17 protein-coding genes are annotated in these 18835 nt (G+C 66.4%); 8 read left to right on the plus strand and 9 right to left on the minus strand.

Going from position 1 to position 18835, the window contains the following annotated elements; genetic code table 11:
* Positions 1-3: 3 nt before the first annotated feature.
* Complete coding sequence (locus tag ACFWPH_RS29355) at positions 4-867, minus strand: ABC transporter permease (protein ID WP_280417910.1); 864 nt, start codon at positions 865-867, stop codon at positions 4-6.
* 4 nt (positions 868-871) lie between these two features.
* Complete coding sequence (locus ACFWPH_RS29360) at positions 872-1690, minus strand: ABC transporter permease (RefSeq protein WP_195055954.1); 819 nt, start codon at positions 1688-1690, stop codon at positions 872-874.
* Positions 1691-2299: 609 nt separating this feature from the next.
* Between ACFWPH_RS29360 and ACFWPH_RS29365 the strand changes: the two genes are divergently transcribed.
* Positions 2300-2992: a serine protease gene (locus ACFWPH_RS29365; protein ID WP_378755417.1), complete on the plus strand. Its 693-nt coding sequence runs from the start codon at positions 2300-2302 to the stop codon at positions 2990-2992.
* A 72-nt stretch (positions 2993-3064) separates the two neighbouring features.
* Here ACFWPH_RS29365 and ACFWPH_RS29370 read toward each other — a convergent pair whose 3' ends face one another.
* Positions 3065-3706, minus strand: coding sequence for a hypothetical protein (locus ACFWPH_RS29370; RefSeq protein ID WP_378755418.1), 642 nt, complete (start codon positions 3704-3706; stop codon positions 3065-3067).
* 534 nt (positions 3707-4240) lie between these two features.
* Between ACFWPH_RS29370 and ACFWPH_RS29375 the strand changes: the two genes are divergently transcribed.
* The gene (locus tag ACFWPH_RS29375; RefSeq protein WP_378755419.1) at positions 4241-5134 is read left to right on the plus strand and encodes a L,D-transpeptidase; all 894 of its coding nucleotides are present in this window, start codon (positions 4241-4243) and stop codon (positions 5132-5134) included.
* A 454-nt stretch (positions 5135-5588) separates the two neighbouring features.
* Here the strand turns inward: ACFWPH_RS29375 and ACFWPH_RS29380 are convergent, their stop codons facing one another.
* From ACFWPH_RS29380 to ACFWPH_RS29390, 3 genes are all read right to left on the minus strand, one after another.
* On the minus strand, positions 5589-7592 hold the full coding sequence (locus ACFWPH_RS29380) for a M13 family metallopeptidase (RefSeq protein WP_378755420.1): 2004 nt from the start codon (positions 7590-7592) through the stop codon (positions 5589-5591).
* A 59-nt stretch (positions 7593-7651) separates the two neighbouring features.
* Positions 7652-8125 (minus strand): DUF4190 domain-containing protein, encoded by a 474-nt coding sequence (locus tag ACFWPH_RS29385; RefSeq protein WP_280417905.1) that lies wholly within the window; start codon positions 8123-8125, stop codon positions 7652-7654.
* Between the two features lie 141 nt (positions 8126-8266).
* Positions 8267-9046: a pirin family protein gene (locus ACFWPH_RS29390; RefSeq protein WP_378755421.1), complete on the minus strand. Its 780-nt coding sequence runs from the start codon at positions 9044-9046 to the stop codon at positions 8267-8269.
* Positions 9047-9239: 193 nt separating this feature from the next.
* On the opposite strand from ACFWPH_RS29390, the gene ACFWPH_RS29395 reads away from it, so the two are divergent.
* Complete coding sequence (locus ACFWPH_RS29395; RefSeq protein ID WP_378755422.1) at positions 9240-9740, plus strand: NUDIX hydrolase; 501 nt, start codon at positions 9240-9242, stop codon at positions 9738-9740.
* A 49-nt stretch (positions 9741-9789) separates the two neighbouring features.
* Entirely contained in the window at positions 9790-11181 is a 1392-nt protein-coding gene (locus tag ACFWPH_RS29400) for a hypothetical protein (RefSeq protein ID WP_378755439.1), read from the plus strand.
* Here ACFWPH_RS29400 and ACFWPH_RS29405 read toward each other — a convergent pair.
* Positions 11172-11780, minus strand: a complete 609-nt coding sequence (locus ACFWPH_RS29405; RefSeq protein ID WP_378755424.1) for a hypothetical protein — start codon at positions 11778-11780, stop codon at positions 11172-11174. The genes ACFWPH_RS29400 and ACFWPH_RS29405 overlap by 10 nt on opposite strands.
* A 499-nt stretch (positions 11781-12279) precedes the next feature.
* Between ACFWPH_RS29405 and ACFWPH_RS29410 the strand changes: the two genes are divergently transcribed.
* From ACFWPH_RS29410 to ACFWPH_RS29420, 3 genes are all read left to right on the plus strand, one after another.
* Complete coding sequence (locus tag ACFWPH_RS29410) at positions 12280-13032, plus strand: LamB/YcsF family protein (protein ID WP_378755426.1); 753 nt, start codon at positions 12280-12282, stop codon at positions 13030-13032.
* Between the two features lie 63 nt (positions 13033-13095).
* Positions 13096-13737, plus strand: a complete 642-nt coding sequence (locus ACFWPH_RS29415; protein ID WP_378755428.1) for an allophanate hydrolase subunit 1 — start codon at positions 13096-13098, stop codon at positions 13735-13737.
* Positions 13734-14594 carry a biotin-dependent carboxyltransferase family protein gene (locus ACFWPH_RS29420; RefSeq protein WP_378755430.1) on the plus strand — a complete coding sequence of 287 codons (861 nt, stop codon included), beginning with the start codon at positions 13734-13736 and terminating at the stop codon, positions 14592-14594. The genes ACFWPH_RS29415 and ACFWPH_RS29420 overlap by 4 nt, the downstream gene beginning before the upstream one ends.
* 8 nt (positions 14595-14602) lie before the next feature.
* On the opposite strand, the gene ACFWPH_RS29425 is transcribed toward ACFWPH_RS29420, so the two are convergent.
* Positions 14603-16162, minus strand: a complete 1560-nt coding sequence (locus ACFWPH_RS29425) for a DUF4185 domain-containing protein (protein WP_378755440.1) — start codon at positions 16160-16162, stop codon at positions 14603-14605.
* 266 nt (positions 16163-16428) lie between these two features.
* Between ACFWPH_RS29425 and ACFWPH_RS29430 the strand changes: the two genes are divergently transcribed.
* Positions 16429-17253: a hypothetical protein gene (locus tag ACFWPH_RS29430; RefSeq protein WP_378755431.1), complete on the plus strand. Its 825-nt coding sequence runs from the start codon at positions 16429-16431 to the stop codon at positions 17251-17253.
* A gap of 9 nt (positions 17254-17262) precedes the next feature.
* Here the strand turns inward: ACFWPH_RS29430 and ACFWPH_RS29435 are convergent, their stop codons facing one another.
* Positions 17263-18723 carry a CCA tRNA nucleotidyltransferase gene (locus ACFWPH_RS29435; protein ID WP_378755433.1) on the minus strand — a complete coding sequence of 487 codons (1461 nt, stop codon included), beginning with the start codon at positions 18721-18723 and terminating at the stop codon, positions 17263-17265.
* Positions 18724-18835 lie beyond the last annotated feature (112 nt).

The following is an 18835-nucleotide window of genomic DNA, read 5'->3' on the forward strand; positions in this document are numbered from 1 at the left end:
GCGCTACCCCGAGATCCGGATACCGGGGTCGACACCCCAGATGGCCAAGGTCATGAAAAGGTCGACGAAAACGACCACGATGATGCACATCTTGATCGCGCGACCGGCCGCCACACCGACGCCCTCCGGGCCACCGGAAGCGAAAAAGCCGTAGTAGCACTGGATGAACGTGGTGATGGCGACGAAGAGTATTGCTTTGAGCAGCGAATACAGGACATCTGTCGGGATCAGGAACTGATAGAAGTAATGCTGATATGTACCGCTGGCGGTATCGCCGATCACCTGCACCGTGAGAGAGCAGGAGATGTAGGCCATCGCGAGACCCAGGCAGTACAGCGGCAGGATGGTGATCATCGCGGCGATCATCCGGGTACTCACCAGGTAGGGCAGCGGCCGGATCGCAATCGATTCCAGCGCATCGATCTCTTCGGAGATCCGCATCGCGCCGAGTTGTGCGGTGAATCGACAGCCCGCCTGGGCGGCGAAGGCCAGCGCGGCGAGCAGGGGCCCCAGTTCGCGTGTCGTGCCGAATGCGGAGATCGCGCCGGTCAGCGGACTCAGGCCGAGCAGGTCGAGCGAGGTGTAGCCCTGCAGGCCGACGGTGATACCACCGAACGCGCTCAGAATGAGCACCACGCCGATGGTTCCGCCACCGACGATGAGGTTTCCGTTGCCCCAGGTGACATCGGACAGCAGCCGCCATACTTCCTTCGGGTACTGCTTGAACGCCAGCGGCATGGAACCGATGGACCGCAGGAAGAAGAAAACCTGGTGTCCGAGCCGCGCGAGCATATCGACCGGAGCGCCGGCCGTTTTACGCAGCTGCTGAAGTGGTTTCAGCAGCGGAGGTACATAGGTTGCGGACACCGGTTCACACCACCTGAGGTGGGAACAAGGTGTTGTACACCTGGGTGAAGATCACATTCACTCCGAACAACATCACCGCGGACATGACAACGGCGGTATTCACCGAGTTGGCGACACCACCCGGACCACCGCGGGTATTCAATCCGGTATCACAGGCGATGATTGCCGCGAGCAGACCGAACAACAGCGATTTCAGCAGAGCTACAAGCAGATCGAGCGAAATTGCGAACGATGCGAAGGTCGAGATATACGACCCCGGGGTGCCGCCCTGGACGAAAATATTGAAAATGTAGCCGGTCAAAAATCCGACGAAGACAACGAAACCACAGAGGAGCACGCTGACGACCATTGCCGCGCCGAGACGGGGCGCGACCAGTCGGCGCAGCGGATCGACACCCATGACTTTCATGGCGTCGATTTCCTCGCGAATGGTCCGGGATCCGAGGTCGGCGCAGATGGCCGAACCGACGGCACCGGCGATCATCAAAACGGTGACAAGTGGCGCACCCTGCTGAATGATGCCCAGGCCGTTGGCCGCACCGATGAACGAGGTGGCGCCGACCTGCTGCGCAACCGATCCGACCTGGATGGATACGATGACGCCGATCGGAATGGCGACCAGCAGAGTGGGTGCCGCGGCCACATTGGCCATGAACGCACACTGCCGGATGAACTCCGCGAGCGGGAAACGGCCGCGGAAGATACTGACCACGAGCTCGGTAACGGCCTCGACACCCATCGTCATCTGACGGCCGAGGGTCTCCAAAGAACGCCGGGGGTGGTCGCGCCAATAGTCCCGCGTCCACTCGACCGCTCCGCTCAACCGAGAACCTGTTGGTGGACTCTTGGTCGACTGCACTGACTAACCCCTCTCGACGTCGGTTACCTACCCCGACGACTGGTTTGCTTGAGGCACCTTACTACGTAGTAGTGCGGAACACACCTTAGACGGGTGAGGGCTGTCACAGACGTTCATCACTCCGTGGCGTGACCATCGAGTTATCCAGCACTTCTTGGTACGTATCCCAATGAGAGTTCCACGATTCTGGAAGAACATACAGCTGACCGGCGGATAAGCGCGCCAGAGATGTAGATCGGCAGAGAATGGCCGTTCACATAAATAACGGATAATTTTCCTGAAAATTACCGATTCGCGGCAACATGGAGATTCGACCGTTACTCGACGCGCGTAGCAGGAACGGGGGCAATTAATAGCGTTGAGCTATTCTTCCGAAGGTATCGTGGCCGGAGTTTCGCGCAGTCTCCGCCGAACACGGCGCTCACCGGCCGAATGCTCGACCGAACAGCCGAATCACCCAGGGACACAAGGTAACCCGCGGGTAGCGGTGTCTCGGGGCGCGCGTCGCGGCCGTTGCTGCCACGATGAGGTGCCACACATTGATATCGTGCGGGCTTCGAGGTCTGGAGGGATATGTTCAGGAAACTAGCCCAGGCGGCCGGTGCCGTCTTCGCCGTCGCCCTGAGTGCGGCACTACTCGGACCGGGGACGGCGGCAGCCGATCCCGGCCGGCCCGTACTCGGCGGCGGATCAGGGCTGATCGTCTCTTCGGAGCCGGGTCATATGTCCGATATGGCGATTCAGTGCACGCTCACCACGATCGGCCACGACGGAGCCGGCCGCCTGGTCGGGCTCACCGCGGGACACTGTGGAACACCTGGGCACGAGGTCTATTCCGAACAGGATCCCGGTGCGGGAACGCTCGGCCGCTTCGTGTACTCGAACCAAGAACTCGACTATGCGGTGCTGCAGTTCGACCCGGGCCGGGTCACCCCCGTCAACCGGGTCGGCAACCTCAGCATCACCGGAGTCGGCGGGCCCGCACAGTTCCCGAATATCGTCTGCAAGGAAGGACGCACCACGGGCAACACCTGCGGTATCGCCTACGGCGATATCTTCGCCAGCAGTATCGAGACCTGGTCGCAGATGTGCGTGATGGAAGGCGATTCCGGCGCGCCGGTCGTCGTCGGCTCGACACTGGTCGGCATGGTCAACGCCTATCTCGCGATCGCCTGCTTCGGCCCCGAGGTGGGGACGAACATATCCACCATCATGGGCGATATCGACAACCGGGCGGGTGTCGGTTCCGGCTTCCGGCCCATCTGACACCGGATCCTCCGGTACCGGAAAACGAGCGGGTCCCGCGGGCCCGCTCGTTTTTTCGTACCCGGCGGGCCCTCAGAGCTCCTCGACGCACACCACGAAGCGGCGTTCGGAATACACGTACCCGCTGCTGCCGGCCCCGCAGGCATTGACATCGTCGGCGTTCTCCTCGATGGCGACCACCTTCACCCCGTCCACCGCAGTGGTTTCGGTGCAATCGATACGCTCCGGCCCGGTGCTACCGCTGCCCACATCCATACAGCCGCCGATCACCCAGTCGATATCCAGGCACAGGGCGCCCGTCTCGATCCCGTTGCGGCTTTCGGCGTAGAAGTTGTCGGCGTCGCCGACGCAGTCGCTGCTGCGCGCGGCCTTCCCGATCACCCGATAGTTCGAAGTGGCGGTACCGCAGGACGCCTCTTCGATATCGGCGTCGGTGGTGGTGCCACCGAGCAGTACGCAATCGCCGACCTCGGCGTCGAAGCCGGCGATACCGTCTTCGTCGGTTTCGGTGGTGGTCGGTGCGGTGGTGGTGGTTGTGGTTGTTGTCCGGTCACCGGCATCGGGGGTGGTCGTCACATCCACGGCGTCCACGGTCCCGGTTTCGGTCGCCGGTAGCGCCCGGCCCTCGATGGTGGAGCTACAACCCGCCACCGCTATCGCGGCCGCCATACCGGCGAGCGCCACCGTCCATCGAGACGAAGTCCATCCTGACACGCACAGTCCTCCCGCTGCGACGCCGAACTCTTCCCCCGTCGAATCCGAACCTCACTACAGCCTTGCTTGGCACAACACGCCATGAATACACCATGGCGGCGCGAGCGTCGACTCGGTGAGACCACGCACCACCGGGGAGCGAACGGGGGACGCCGACCGTATCTTGTCACCGCCGGGTCCACGTGACATATGTCATCGACAGGTTTGACCGCCGATACGTCCTTTTCCGGCCATATGGCGGTCGATGGCGGGAAAAGGCGCGGGTAGCGGGCGTTCCCTGGTAGCGATCGATCCCACCACAGGGCGCAAGTGGCTCAAACCACCGGTCATGCATAACGGCTATGTAACGGAATCGAGGGTTGGTCACGAAGAGATGAAGGCAGTAGGAAGGAGCTCGGAGCGGAGGCGCACCAGCATGGATGGAACGACTTCCGCGATGCTCCACCGCCCGTCGGGACCGCTCCACAACTCCACGTACCGGTGCGCCACCGGCCGCCGTACGCTCCAGAGTCGAATGGACGGACGAACACTCTTATGCATGTCACCGAGAACACCGGGTCGCTGCCGACCACTCGCCGGGTTGCGCGCCGGCTCCGCCAAGGTGTCCTGTTGACGGCGGCGATCGCGACCGCCACCACCGTGGCCACCGCGCCCGCCTACGCACTGCCGGAACTGCCCACCGGTTCGGCCGCCGGAGCCGTCGATCCGGCCCCGCCCGCGGCGAACTTCGCACCGCCGGCGATCAACCCCTCCGAGGGCGAACAGGTCGGCATCGCACAGCCGATCATCATCAACTTCAAGGAGCCGATCACCGATCGCGCCGCGGCCGAACGGGCCATCAAGATCACCCCGTCGACCGAGGTAACCGGGAACTTCTACTGGTGGAGCGATAAGCAGGTGCGCTGGCGGCCCACCGAGTTCTGGCCCGCACAGACCGATGTGGTGGTGGAGGCCGGCGGTAGCCGCAGCGCCTTCCACATCGGCGACGCCGTGATCGCCACCGCCGACGACAACACCAAGACCATCACCGTCACCCGCAACGGCGAGATCGTGCGGACCATGCCCACCTCGATGGGCAAAACCGGCCACGAAACCCCCAACGGCACCTACATCGTGGGTGAACAGCGGCGCGAGATGGTCATGGACTCCTCCACCTACGGGGTGCCGATCGACGACCCCGAGGGCTACAAACTCGACGTCGAATACGCGACCCGCATCTCCAACAGCGGAATCTTCGTGCACGCCGCACCATGGTCGGTCGGATCGCAGGGCTACGCCAACACCAGCCACGGCTGCCTGAACGTGAGCACCGAGGACGGCAAATGGTTCTACGAGAACGTGGGCAAGGGTGACGCGGTGGTCGTGCAGAACACCGACGGCGGCACTCTGAACGCAGGCGACGGGCTGGGCGACTGGAACACTGTGTAATTCGGCGTGCTTCCGACGTGAGGGCGGCTCCGGTGCGAGCCGCCCTCACTGGGATCCCGGTGGCGGGTTGGGCCTGTAAACAGCCTGCTCTCGGGTAGGCCAGCGGTGTTGTCTCTGCTCGCGGGGCGGACCGTCCGTGAAGGGGCGGGCTGTGATTTTGGAGACGCTCCGCGTCTCGAGGGTGGGGCCCTTATAGGCCCGGTTCTTCACTCCTCCGCTCCTCCGCTTCGCTCCCCCGCTCCGTCGCTCCAGAACCGGGCGGGCCCCACCCCGGAGGTGGTTGAACCGTCCGGGGAGGTGGGGAGGGCCGGGGGACTCCTCCGGGTGAAGAGAGATCGGGGCCAGGGGCCTCGATTCGGGTCGGCGCCACCAGCGCGGCGGACCTTCCGGGCAAAGCTTTGAGCGGCGGTGCATCCATGGGATGCACCGCCGCTCTTTGTTCACCGGGCGTGGGTTACCAGATCTTGACGCGTTTTTCGGGGGCCAGGTAGAGGGTGTCTTCGGGTTTCACCTCGAAGGCCTCGTGGAAGGCGTCGATATTGCGGACCACGGCGTTGCAGCGGAACTCCGGCGGGGAATGCGGGTCCACGGCCAGGCGGCGGACGGCCTCTTCGTGCCGGGTTTTGGTGCGCCAGACCTGGGCCCAGCCGAAGAACACCCGCTGCAAACCGGTCAGTCCGTCGATCACCGGCGGTTCCTGCCCGTTCAGGGAGATCCGGTAGGCCTGTAGCGCAATCGAGAGGCCACCCAGATCACCGATGTTCTCGCCGATGGTGAACTCGCCGTTCACAGTGTGCTCGTCGGGCAGGTCGGCGGGGGAGAGGATGTCGTACTGGTCGATCAGCGCGCGGGTGCGTTTACCGAATTCGGTGCGGTCGGCATCGCTCCACCAATCGACCATATTGCCGTCGCCGTCGTACTTCGCGCCCTGATCGTCGAACCCGTGCCCGATCTCGTGGCCGATCACCGCACCGATACCGCCGTAGTTCGCGGCGTCGTCGGCGTTCATATCGAAGAACGGGGGTTGCAGGATGGCGGCCGGGAAGACGATCTCGTTCATTCCCGGGTTGTAGTAGGCGTTCACCGTCTGCGGTGTCATGAACCATTCGTCGCGGTCCACCGGGCCACCGAGCTTGTTCAGGTCCCGGTCGTGTTCGGCGGCATACCCGCGCCGGTAGTTGCCCACCAGATCGGCCGGATCCACGATGATGGCCGAATAGTCGCGCCAGCGGTCCGGATAGCCGATCTTGGGGGTGAACTTGTCGAGTTTGGCCAGCGCCGCCTTGCGGGTGGCCGGGGTCATCCAGTCCAGTTCGGTGATATTGCGCCGGTAGGCCTCGCGCAGGTTCTCCACCAGCCGGACCATCGCAGCTTTGGCCTCCGGCGGGAAGTGCTGGGCGACATACAGTTTGCCGACAGCTTCGCCGAGTAGATCCTGCACCAGCGAAACCCCGCGCTTCCAGCGTTCGCGGTTCTCCTGGGCACCGGTCAGGGTGCGGCCGTAGAAATCGAAATTCTCTTCGACCAGGGCCTCGGTGAGATACGGAGCCCGGGCGCGCAGTACCCGCCACTGCGCCCACAGCCGCCATTCCTCCAGTGGCACCGACTCCCAGGTCTGCGCGAAAGTACGCAGGTAGTCGGGTTGGCGGACCACCAGTTCGGACAGCAGCAAGGAGCCCTCGCCCGAAACACCGGCGGCCAGGCCTTCGGCCCACGCGCCCCAGTCGAATTCCGGGTTCTGCTCGGCGAGCGCGGTGAAAGTGGTCAGGTTGTAACCGAGTTCGGCGTCGCGGCGGCGCACCACATCCCAGTGACCGGCGGCGAGCTTACGTTCCAGTTCGAATATCCGGGTCCCCGCCGATTGCGTGTCGAGCAGTTGCGCGACAGCCGGATCCGCGGCGGCCAGGGCGAACATCCGATCGATATGGGCGATATAGCGTTCCCGCACCTCGGCGTACTCGTCGGAGCGGTAGTAGGACTCGTCGGGCAGGCCGATACCGGATTGGGTCGCATTGACCAGGTAGCGCTGGGAGTTCTTGTCGTCGGTATCGACGTAGACCGCGACGGCACCGGACACGCCGGTCCGCTGCAACCGGCCGATCAGTGCGGCGAACTCGCCGCGGTCGGTGGTGGCCGCCAGTGCGCGCAGCTCGTCGGCCACGGGAGTCAGGCCGGCCGCCTCGACGGTCCCGGTGTCCATGAAGGAGGCGTACAGGTCGGCGATCTTGCGGGCATCGCTGCCCGGTTCGCCCGCGGCGGTGCGGATGATCTCCTGCACATCCAGCTCCGCGCGGTCGTACAACGTGCGGAACGCACCGTCGACCGCCCGGTCGGCCGGGATCTCGTACCCGGCCAGCCAGGCGCCGTTGACATGCGTGAACAGGTCGTCCTGCACCCGGACGGCCGGGTCGAGATGGGTCAGATCGATACCGGAGGGGCTGGTCACGTCGGAAGTCACACAACCCAGTATGCCGGTGCCCGCTGTGGCGCGGGGCGATCTGCGGGCTGCCGGGCCGGTCAGTTCGTCGGCACGGGGGGTTCCATCGTCACCCCGAACTGGTCTTCGAGACGCTGGTTGAACTGATCCTCACACTGTGCGATCTGCTGCTGGTCACCACCGGCGCGCGAGACGCAGTCGGTGAAATCCTTGCCGCCGGAATCCTCCCAGAAGTTCCAGAAGAACACGCCGAACACGATCGCCGCGACGATCGCGACCACGCCCAGGATCAGGGCGATCACCGCCATCACGCCGCCACCCCCGGTGCCCCGGCGGACCTTCATCCCGGCGATCGCACCGAGGATCACGGCGAGGAGCCCGAACAGGATGCCACCGACGATGGTGCAGAAGCTGATCGCGGCCAGGATGCCGCAGACCAGGGCGGCGATCGCGAGACCTTTGCTCTTGGGGGACTCCTGCCAGTACTGGGGCTGTTGTCCGGGCCCCGGGTACGGCTCCGGCGCGGGGTATCCCGGGGGCGGTGGGTAGGTCATCGTTCCTCCTCGGCTGGCGGTCACGAGCACGGCGGTTCGCTGCGACGACACCGCGGATTTCGCCCCACCATTGTCACGGGTCGCGACGGCAGCGGCGAGTTCCGCACCCGGTTCGGCGCGGCCGAGGCGCCGGGGCACGGCTCATCCGGCGCCGAGGCGGGCGTGCATTTCCCAGATCAGTACTTCCGCCGGTTCTGTCGCGGTGAGCCGTCGGCCGCCGGAATGGGTGAGGCGTACGGCGTCGCCGGTGTCCAGGCGGCCCACTCCCTCCAGGTCGACTGCCCCGCGCGCGACGAAAACGTGCAGGTAGGGCGCGGCCGGCAGGTTCGCGGTACGTTCGGCATCGGGGGACAATTTCGCCACATGCAACGCCGAATGGCTGCTGTTGATGGCGATCGCGGTGCGGTCGCGGTAGCGCGGCAGACCGGAGGCCACGGTGATCAGCCCGCCCGCGGCCAGTTCGTCGTCGATCTCGAGCTGCTGATAGCCGGGCTCGATACCGGGTTCGTCGGGCAGCACCCACATCTGTACGAAATGCACCGGCTGCTCGTGAACGGCCCGGCCCGGGTCGACTCGCCAGGAATCGTTCTTCTCCGAATGCCGGATCCCGGTGCCGGCACTCATCCGCTGTGCCAGGCCCGGATAGATGACGCCGCTGTGCCCCAGCGAATCCTGATGGACCAGCGAACCCTCCAGCACCCAGGTCACGATCTCCATATCCCGGTGCGGATGGGTATCGAAGCCCTGACCGGGCAGGACGATATCGTCGTTGTTCACCATCAACAGGCCGTGATGGGTGTTCTCGGGGTCGTAATGCTCGCCGAAGGAGAACGAATGTTTGGAATCGAGCCAGGATATCCGCGTTTTCATCCGGTCGCCGCCACGATGGACATCGATATGCGAGATGGGCGGTGTGGACATCACACGCCTCCTTTCCGGCTCGGGCACAATTACCTTTTCCGCAGGACACTCGATGCCCCACTTCGGCGATTGTCCGCTCCCGGTATTTTACGCGAGCGACCTCGGAGTGAACGGCCGGTGAGCAGCGGCGGACGGTAATGGCGGTACGGCACGCGGTCGTCGAAAATGGATATACCGGACCGGGAGGTGAACGATGCGACCCGAAGCACTCGCGCGGATCGAGCAGCGGCTTCGTGCCGGTGCACGCCGCGACGGTGTCACCGATCTGGTGGTCGGTGTCGCGGTGTTCCGTAACGGAAAGCTTCTGGTGGTCCGGCGGGTGCCCGGCGCGGACCTCGGCGGAATGTACGAGCTGCCGGGCGGGGGAGTGGAGAACGGGGAAACACTCACCGAGAGCGCGGTACGCGAACTCTTCGAAGAAACCGGATTGGTGGCACGTTCCATCACCGAATTTCTCGGCTGGTTCGACTACGCCACCCGGACGAAACCGAAGGTGCGCAAATTCAGTTTCCTGGCCGAAGCCGAACCCGGTGATGTAACCCTGGAACCCGACGAACACGACGCCCACGCCTGGATAGACGCCGCCGCCCTGGGCACCCTGCCCATGGCCCCGGATATGCGCGAAGCCGTGGACCTGCTGATCACCGAGGAATGCGGACCGGCCGGAATACGTTCGGGTCCGCCGAACAGGTAGCGTCGCGGCCGTGTCCACCGCTGCGCCCGAACCTGCCGCACCGGACCGGGTGGCCGATACGGGCGAGCGTAGACACGATCTGCGGGCGATCCGCGCCGCGGTCCGGGCGAGCCCCGGTGCGCTGCGGCTGACTCTGGTGCGGTTCACCAGCCAGTTCGGTGACGGAATGTTCCAGGCCGCGCTCTCCGGTGCGATTCTGTTCAACCCGGAACGCGAAACCGACCCGCTTGCCGTCGCAGCCGGTTTCGCGGTGCTGCTGCTGCCGTACTCGGTGATCGGACCCTATGCGGGCGCCTTGCTGGATCGGTGGGACCGGCGGCTGGTGCTGCTGGTGGCCAATATCGTGCGGGGGCTGCTGATCATCGCGGTCACGCTGGGGCTGCTGGCCGGTGTCGGTGCGAGTCCACTGTTGCTGCTGGCTCTGGCGGTGGTCGGGATCAGCCGGTTCACCGCGGCCGGGGTCTCGGCGGCGCTGCCCCGGGTGCTCGCGCAACAGTGGCTGGTACCGGCGAACTCGGTACTGGCGACGGCGGGTTCGGCCTGTGCGGCGGTGGGGGCGGCCGCGGCGGTCGCGGTGATCGGAGTGATCGGGGCCGGGGATACCGGCTCGGCGGTGGCGGTCGCGGTGAGCGCGACCGGTTCGGTGGCCGGTGTGCTGCTCGCCGCCGGATTCCGGCCGCGCGCGCTCGGCCCGCAGACGCAGCCCGGTAGGACGGTGGGTGCGGTGCGTGCGGTGCTCACCGGGCTGCTGGTGGGGGCGCGGGCGGTACGCGGCTCGGTGGATGTCTCCACCGCGATGATCGGTATCGGCGCGCACCGCATCGTTTTCGGCGCCAATACGCTGATCATGGTGCTGGTGCTGCGGGAATCGCCGTCCGGTGCGACCACGGTCGAGGGCGGGCTGGTCGGTTTCGGTGTCGCGATCAGCGCCACCGCCGCCGGTATGCTTCTCGCCGCGCTGCTGACGCCGTTCCTGATTCCCCGGCTGGGCCGGGCGCGCACGGTTCTGCTGGGGCTGTCCTGCGCGATCGTCGTACAGCTCGCCCTGGTATTGCCGACCGCCCTGGCCGATTCCGCCGATGCCACCCGCCGCGCGCATCAACTGCTGCTCGCCGGCGCATTTCTGTTCGGTCTGGCCGGTCAGACCATCAAACTCACCGGTGACGCGGCCATGCAGATCGATATCGCCGACGACCGCCGCGGACAGGTGTTCGCACTACAGGACACGGTCTTCAATATCGCGTTCGTGCTGGCGGTCGCACTGACCGCGGTGGTGGTCCCGGCGGACGGCAGATCGGTCGCGGTGATCGTGACCGGGGCGGGGTGCTATGGGGTGGGTATCGTCGCCCTGTTGCTGAACAACCGGCGCCACAAACGCCGAGCGGGCGCATCCCGGCAGGATGCGCCCGCTGAATCCGCGGCGGTCGACGATCAGGGCTGACCGGTCGCGACAGCGGTCAACGCATCGATGAAAGGCTGGCCACCCATCGCGGCGCCACCGGCCAGGGCGCCGACCACGGTGCCCACCGGCCCGGTGACGATGCTGAAGATGCCGAGACCCAGCAGACTGCCGATGAAGCCGCCGAGCACACCGCCGGCGATCATCCCGATCAGGTTCTGATTGGCCTGATCGAGGAAGCGGTCGAAGGAGCTGATGTCCTTCAGCTCGGCGATATCGGCCGGCGCGACCTCCGGCGTCAGGGTCAGGCTGCGGCCGTCGTCGGCGATCTGGTGACCGACCGGGATCGACCGGCCCGCCACCTCGAAGGTGAGCGGGACCTCGGTGACCTCCGCGCCGTCGGCGGCGATCAGGCTGACGGTGGTGCCGTTGTCGGTGAGCGCGAACGTGCCCGCATCGACGGTGGTGGTCACCTCGCGCGCATCGCTGGAAAGCGTGCTCTGGTATTCGATACCCTGCTGCTGCCCCACGGTCGTCACACCCTCGGCCGCGGTGGCGGGCGCAGCATTCGCGGAACCGGCGGTGATACCGACGGCGGCGACGGCCATGAATGCGACAGCACCGAACTTTCCGAATTTCATTTCGATCCTCCCCAGGAATTCGGCCACCCTGTGTTGGGCCGGCCGCGGCCAGACAGTACTACGGGCTCGAGCGGGTTCCGCAACTTCCGGCCGGCTGTCCGAGCGGCACTGCGCGGCAATGGCTTCGGGTTCTGCGTCCATTGATTTGCCCCAGAATAGCTTCGCGACCGCGCCCGGGGGCCGGCGTGACACCGGGTGCCGGACAATGCAGGGTATTCGAGCCGCCGGTACCGACAACACAGCAATTGCCGATAGTTCTCACCCATTCGCCGGTACGCCTGAAATGACGTGGTGAGCACCGCAAGAAATTCCGGTGCGGCCGACCCGGTTCCATACAAAGCCGAGTTTTTATGTGAAAAGGATCACTGGTCATACATTCCGCACGTCGACAATTTCTTCCGCGTAATTCGGATCCGGCAGAACTCGCCATCACCGGCCGGTCGAGGGTGTCGTGTGAGCGGTGGGCGGGAACAATGGGGACAGGCGGAAGGAGGATCGTGTGGGACTCGATCTGAACAGCGACCTCGGCGAAGGGTTCGGGGCTTGGAGCATGGGCGATGATGCCGCGATGCTGGATATCGTCACCAGCGCGAATATCGCCTGCGGATTCCATGCCGGCGACCCTTCCATCATGCGACGCATCTGTTCGCTGGCGGTGGAGAAGGGTGTGCGGATCGGAGCGCATATCGGGTACCGGGATCTTGCGGGGTTCGGCCGGCGGGCCCTGGCCGTCGCCCCGGCGGAGCTGCGGGACGAAACGTTGTACCAGATAGGCGCATTGGACGGTTTCGCGCGGGCCGCGGGGGACCGGGTGCGATATGTGAAACCGCACGGAGCGCTCTACCACGCCGCGGCGGCGCAGCCGGCCCTCGCGGACGCCGTCGTCGCCGCGCTCCGCGAATACGACTCGGCGCTGTTCCTACTCGGTCCCGCGGGAACGCATCTGCAGGAGTCGGCGGCGCTCGCGGGTATCCGGTTCGTGAGCGAGGGGTTCGCCGATCGCGCCTATACCGCGACGGGCGGGTTGGCTGCGCGCGATACCCCGGGCGCGGTCCTGGACGCGGATATGGCGCTGGCCCAAGCCGTGATGCTGGCGGAAACCGGGGCCGCGCGGGTTGCGGGCGGTGGCACTGTCACGGTGTCGCCCGACAGTATCTGCGTACACGGCGATACCCCAGCGGCAGTGGAGATGGCGCAGCGGATTCGGGCCGCCCTCGCGGACGCGGGGATCGCGGTAGCGTCGTTCACCTGAACGAGCGGGAACGAGGTGAGTGCGCTGTCGCGGTCCCTACGAAGCCGGGACGAGGTGGGTCCGGTGTTGCGCCCTGCCGGCGATCGGGCATTCCTGTGCATCGCGGACCCGGACCGGGTCGCCGATCTGGCCGCGGAGCTGCGCGAACGGTCGCTGCCCGGGGTCGTCGATCTACTTCCTGCGGCGGAAACCGTTCTGGTGACTTTGGATTCGCCGGAGTCGGCGTACCGGCTGCGACCGGAAATCGAGCGGCTGGTCGCCACGGTGAACCAGGCCGTTCCCGGCAATGTTTCCCGTGGAACATTGCCGCGCGGCGAACCTGTGCTGATTCCGGTCCACTACGACGGGCCGGATCTGCCCGCGGTGGCCGATGGGCTCGGCCTGCGTCCCGACGAGGTCGTCGCGGCGCATACCGGCACGGTGTGGCGGTGCTCCTTCGTCGGGTTCGCACCGGGTTTCGGTTATCTGGAACCCCCGGACGAGCGGCTCACTGTCGCGCGGCGGGCGGCCCCGCGCACCCGGATCCCGGCGGGTTCGGTGGCACTGGCCGGCGGTTATTCGGCCGTGTATCCCCGGGAAAGCCCGGGCGGCTGGCAGCTCATCGGCCGTACCGATCTGGTCATGTGGGATACCGAACGCGACCCGCCCGCGGTGATCCGGGCCGGCGGGCTCGTCCGGTTCGTCGATGCGGCGGCCGGCCGATGATCGTGATCGAGGAGGTCGGCCCACCGGCCACCGTCCAGGATCTGGGCCGGCCGGGTTGGTTCGATTCCGGTGTCGGACCGGCCGGAGCGGCCGACCGCGGGGCACTGCGGCTGGCGAACCGGCTGGTGGGAAACCCGGAGCACGCTGCGGGTATCGAGGTCCTGCTCGGCGGCCTGGTGCTCCACGCCGAGGAGCCGGCGCTGGTCGCGGTCACCGGAGCGCCGGCACCGGCGACCGTCGACGGGACTCCGGTCGGCCATGCCTGCGTGCTGTACCTGGACGCGGGGCAGGTCCTGCGGCTCGGTTTCGCGCGGACCGGCCTGCGCAGTTATATCGGGGTGCGCGGCGGCATCGATATCGCGCCGGTCCTGGGGTCACGCAGCTACGACACACTTTCCGGAATCGGTCCGCCGCCGTTGCGCACCGGGACCCGGCTGCCCACCGGTCCGCCACCGCGGAACTGGCCGAACATCGATCAGGCACCACAACCCGGATTCCCGGAGCTCATGGAGATCCGGGCCCTGCCCGGCCCACGGGACGACTGGTTCACCGACCCCGCGGCGTTGTTCACCGGATATTGGACGGTGGGTCAGGACACCGACCGCGTCGGTGCACGCCTGGACCGCGCCGAGGGGCCACCACTGCAACGGGCCGCCACGACGGAGCTCCCGACCGAGGGAGTTGCGCTCGGGTCGGTGCAGGTCCCACCCGGCGGGCAACCGGTGGTTTTCCTCGCCGATCATCCGATCACCGGCGGTTATCCGGTGATCGCGGTGATCCTGGACGCCGATATCGACCTGTTTGCGCAGGCCCGGCCGGGTCAGCGGATACGGTTCCGCCGCGCCGGGACGGCCTGAGTGGGGGATCAGTCCGGCGGAATCAGGCGGGCATGCATCAGGTACACGTTGTAGGAATCCCACTCCGAAAGCGTGAAGTACAGATCGCGGCCGGTGGACCACGGGTGGATGAACCCGCCGTATGCCTTGGGATAGTCGGCGGTGGACACCAGCGGCACCGGCTCGGTCCAGAGCCCCTGCGGCTGTGCGGCGGTGCGCAAGACGATCGCCCCGCGCGCGGAATCCAGGTAGGACATCTGCCACAGCCCCGATTCGGTATCGAACCGCACCGAGAGCTCACTGGCGATACCCGGCACCAGTGGGGTGGCCAGGTTCTCCGACGCCGGCGCCCACGTGCCGTCGACCCAGTACTGGTACGCGGATTTGTTCAGCACCTGATCCTTGGGCACCCGGGCCAGGCCGATCACACCGATCCGGCCGTTGGGCGTTCCGAACATGTACACGTGGTCGCCGTGCGGCACCATCGCCGCGACCTGGAACCGGCCCAGCCCGAACAGGTTCTCCCATTTGGCGTGCTGATCCTTGACCCAGGTGCTGCCGTTGTCGTCGGAGTAGGCGATACCGCCGTAGTTCGTCCACCACAGACCCGGTATCCGGCTCCACCGATTCACCGACATATAGCTCAGGTACTGGCGGTCGCCCAGGGCGAAACCCGAGGTCGGGATGGTGGTGGTCTCCCAGTTCTTGATCTTGCGGCTGCCCAGCAGTTCGGCGGCGTGACAACGGCTGTCCTGCACCATGGTGTCCAGGCGCAGCCCGTCGGAAAGGTCGCTGTCGGTGCTGTAGGCCAGTACATTGCTGCGCCAGTCCGCGCCCTCACCACCGGCACCGCCGGGCACCCAGCCCTGGCCGAAGGTATCGCCGAACACCACCGCGACCTCGCCGGGTTTCGTCTCCCACATCAAACCCAGATCGGTGCCGTCGACCTGCCAGCGCATATCGGTCCGGTTCGGCGAACCGTGCCCGGTCACCTGCTCGACCAGCCGCACCGACTCCACCCCGGGCAGCGCCACCGGACCCGCGACGGGACCGGGTTCGGCCGGATGGACCACTGGCGGCGGTGCGGGTTGCGGTGGGTCGCCCGGTTCGCCGGGGACGGGGATCGGGATGGGCTCGATCTCCGGTTTGAACTGGATCCTCGGCAACTTCACCGGATCACCGGAACCGGAACCACCGCCCCAACTGCTCCCGGTCGCCGAACCGCTGCCGGAACCGGTTTCCGGCGGCGCGGGCGGTGCGGCCTCGTTCTCCTCGGCCGGCTCCGGGCCGGGCGTGTGGCGGATATCCGGGCACGGGTTACGGCACGGGTCGGCCGGTAGTGGCTCCTGAGCGATCCGCGTGTTGTCGTGCGGCGGATCGGGCACCGGCACCGGAGTGAGCTGCGGTACCGGGATCGGGATATCGATCTGCGGCGGCACCTGGATCGGCGGAGGTGGCGGCGCGGAGGGGTCGGGCGCGCGGTCGAGCGGATCGAAGCCGACCTCACCGCACTCGTTCACCGGCGGGGGAGCCCACGGATGTGGCGCCGCCTGTGCGGGCACCGGTATCCCCACATACCCCGTAAGCACCAATCCGAGGAATACGAGCCGGCAACGACCCGGCCGGAAACCCCACACCACCTCGGTCAACAGCTCACTGTCTCCTGTCGAGTCCCATTGTCGCAGTGAACCTACCCGAGCCTCGGCGCTATCGCGCTCATTGATGATCGTGACGCACCGGTAACGACCGGAGCCGGATGCCGCGGATCACCCACCGGGCCGGTCCGGCGGCGCGGTGACGCGGCCGACTACATATGGTGGCGGGCCGGACCGGGCCAGTACCCTCGGAGATGATCATGGCGGCACAATCCGACCCCCGATCGACCTCCCCGTTCTCCCCACTGTGGGCGGTCGACCTCGGCAGACGACTGTTCGAGCAGTCCCGGCTGGAACAGTGGATCAGCTATACCACCGCCTGGGTCGAACCCGTGGCCGACCTCGGCGCCGGCACAGTTACCGCACTGCTGCCCGATACCGTGCTCACCGTGCTCAGCGAGGGAATCCTGAGCCGGTTCGGCGGCCGGGAGATCAGCGCGACCCTGCTCGATCATCACCTCACCGGCACCCTCGACGTGCTGAAAGTGCGCCGCCGCGGCGCGCATTTCCAGACCAAGACCGTGCTGCGGGCCCTGAACTGGGACGGCCTGGCGATCGACGAGGTCACCGTTATCGCGCACGAGGTCCGGCTGGTACCGGGTGTACCGACCAGAATCCGCGCCTCCCGGGTCGATATCGAAGGCACCGTCACCTTACCGGCACTGCTGGGCCGGTTCGCGGATCACGCGCGCGGGTGGGAACTGACGCCGACCGAGCAAGGGCTCGTCCGCGCGGTCCATCGAGTCCGGCGGATCAGCGCCGAACTGGACGCCTCCATCACCGACGACATCCTCGAACTCGATATCCGCCGAGCCACCTGGTTCGGTATGCCCGTACCTCGGCGGTGGCGCACCACCGAACCCCTCCGGATACCGGAACTGCCCAGCGGGGCACGAGTACGGCACGCTGTCCGCGACGGCGAACTGGTCCGCTTCCGGGTCGAAGTGGCACCGGTCAGCGGATCGTTCGACCTGGCGCAGATCCGCTCGGCCATCGTGGCCGGCACCACCCTGATCGTGTTCTGACCCGCCGGTTCACTGCTGCGACTGCCACCATTGCCGCAGGGCCTCCTCGGCCTCGCCGTGGGTCAGCGGACCGCGATCGAGCCGCAGCTCTTTCAGATACCGCCACGCGCGACCCACCTCGGGCCCCGGCGGCAGCCCGAGCAACTCCATGATCGCGTTACCGTCCAGGTCCGGCCGGACCCGCGCCAGATCCTCCTGCTCCTGCAGGCGGGCGATCCGCGCCTCGAGATCGTCATAGGTGGCGCGCAACGCGGCGGCGCGCCGCTTGTTGCGCGTGGTGCAATCGGCGCGCACCAGCTTGTGCAGCCGCGGCAGCAGATCCCCGGCGTCGGTGACATAGCGACGGACCGCGGAATCGGTCCACTGGCCCTTCCCGTAGCCGTGGAACCGCAGATGCAGGAACACCAGCCGCGCCACATCCTCGGTGAACTGCTTCGGATATTTCAGCGCCCGCATCCGCTTACGCACCATTTTGGCGCCCACGACCTCATGGTGGTGGAAGCTCACCCCGCCCCCGGGCTCATTGCGTTTGGTATCCGGTTTGCCGATATCGTGCAGCAGCGCCGCCCAGCGCAACACCAGGTCGGGATCGCCCTCTTCCTGGTCGATCGCCTGCTCCAGCACAGTCAGCGAATGCCAGTAGACATCCTTGTGCTGATGATGCTCGTCGATCTCCAGTTTCATCGCCGGAACCTCGGGCAGCACCCGCTGCGCCAGCCCCGTTTCGCACATCATGTCGATGCCGTCGATCGGGTAGGCGCCCCCGATCAGCTTGTCCAGCTCCGTCCTGACCCGTTCCGCGGTGATCCGCTCGATCTCCGGCGCCATCTCCGATATCGCATCCCGCACCCGCGGATGCGCCACGAACCCCAGCTGGGCAACGAAACGGGCCGCACGCAGCATCCGCAGCGGATCATCGTGGAACGAATCCTCGGGGGCGGCCGGCGTATCCAGCACCCCTGCCAGGAGCGCCGCCATCCCGTTCAACGGATCCACGAATTCCAGCGCACCGTCGGCCGCGACCTTCACCGCCATCGCATTCACGGTGAAATCGCGGCGGACGAGATCACCCTCCAAACTGTCCCCGAAACTGACCTGCGGATTTCGCGAAACCCGGTCGTAGGTATCACTACGGAAAGTGGTGATCTCCAACTGCTGGCCACTCTTGGCCGCGCTCACGGTCCCGAACGCCAGCCCACCGGTATCCCACAACTGATCCGCCCAGCCGTCCAGCAACTGCTGCACCTGCTCAGGCCGCGCATCGGTGGTGAAATCCAAGTCGGTCCCGAGCCGCCCCAGCACCGCATCCCGCACACTGCCCCCCACCAGATACAAGTGGAAACCACGAGCGGCGAACATCTCCCCCAGCGGAGTCAGCACATCGGAAAGCCGGCCCAGCGTGACAGCCGCCGCCGCCAGCAAACGAGTACGGCGATCCAGCACTGCATCCTCGGACTCCGTCGAAACCACAGCAAAACCTTACTGTGTTTGTTGGCGCGCCTTCGGCGCGCGGGGTTTGGCCCGCGTTGTGCTTCAGCCCGCGATACTCGCGGCTGCGCCGCATTGTCTCGCGGGCTGAAGC

The organism is Nocardia sp. NPDC058499 (assembly GCF_042719915.1).
Taxonomy (GTDB): Bacteria; Actinomycetota; Actinomycetes; order Mycobacteriales; family Mycobacteriaceae; genus Nocardia.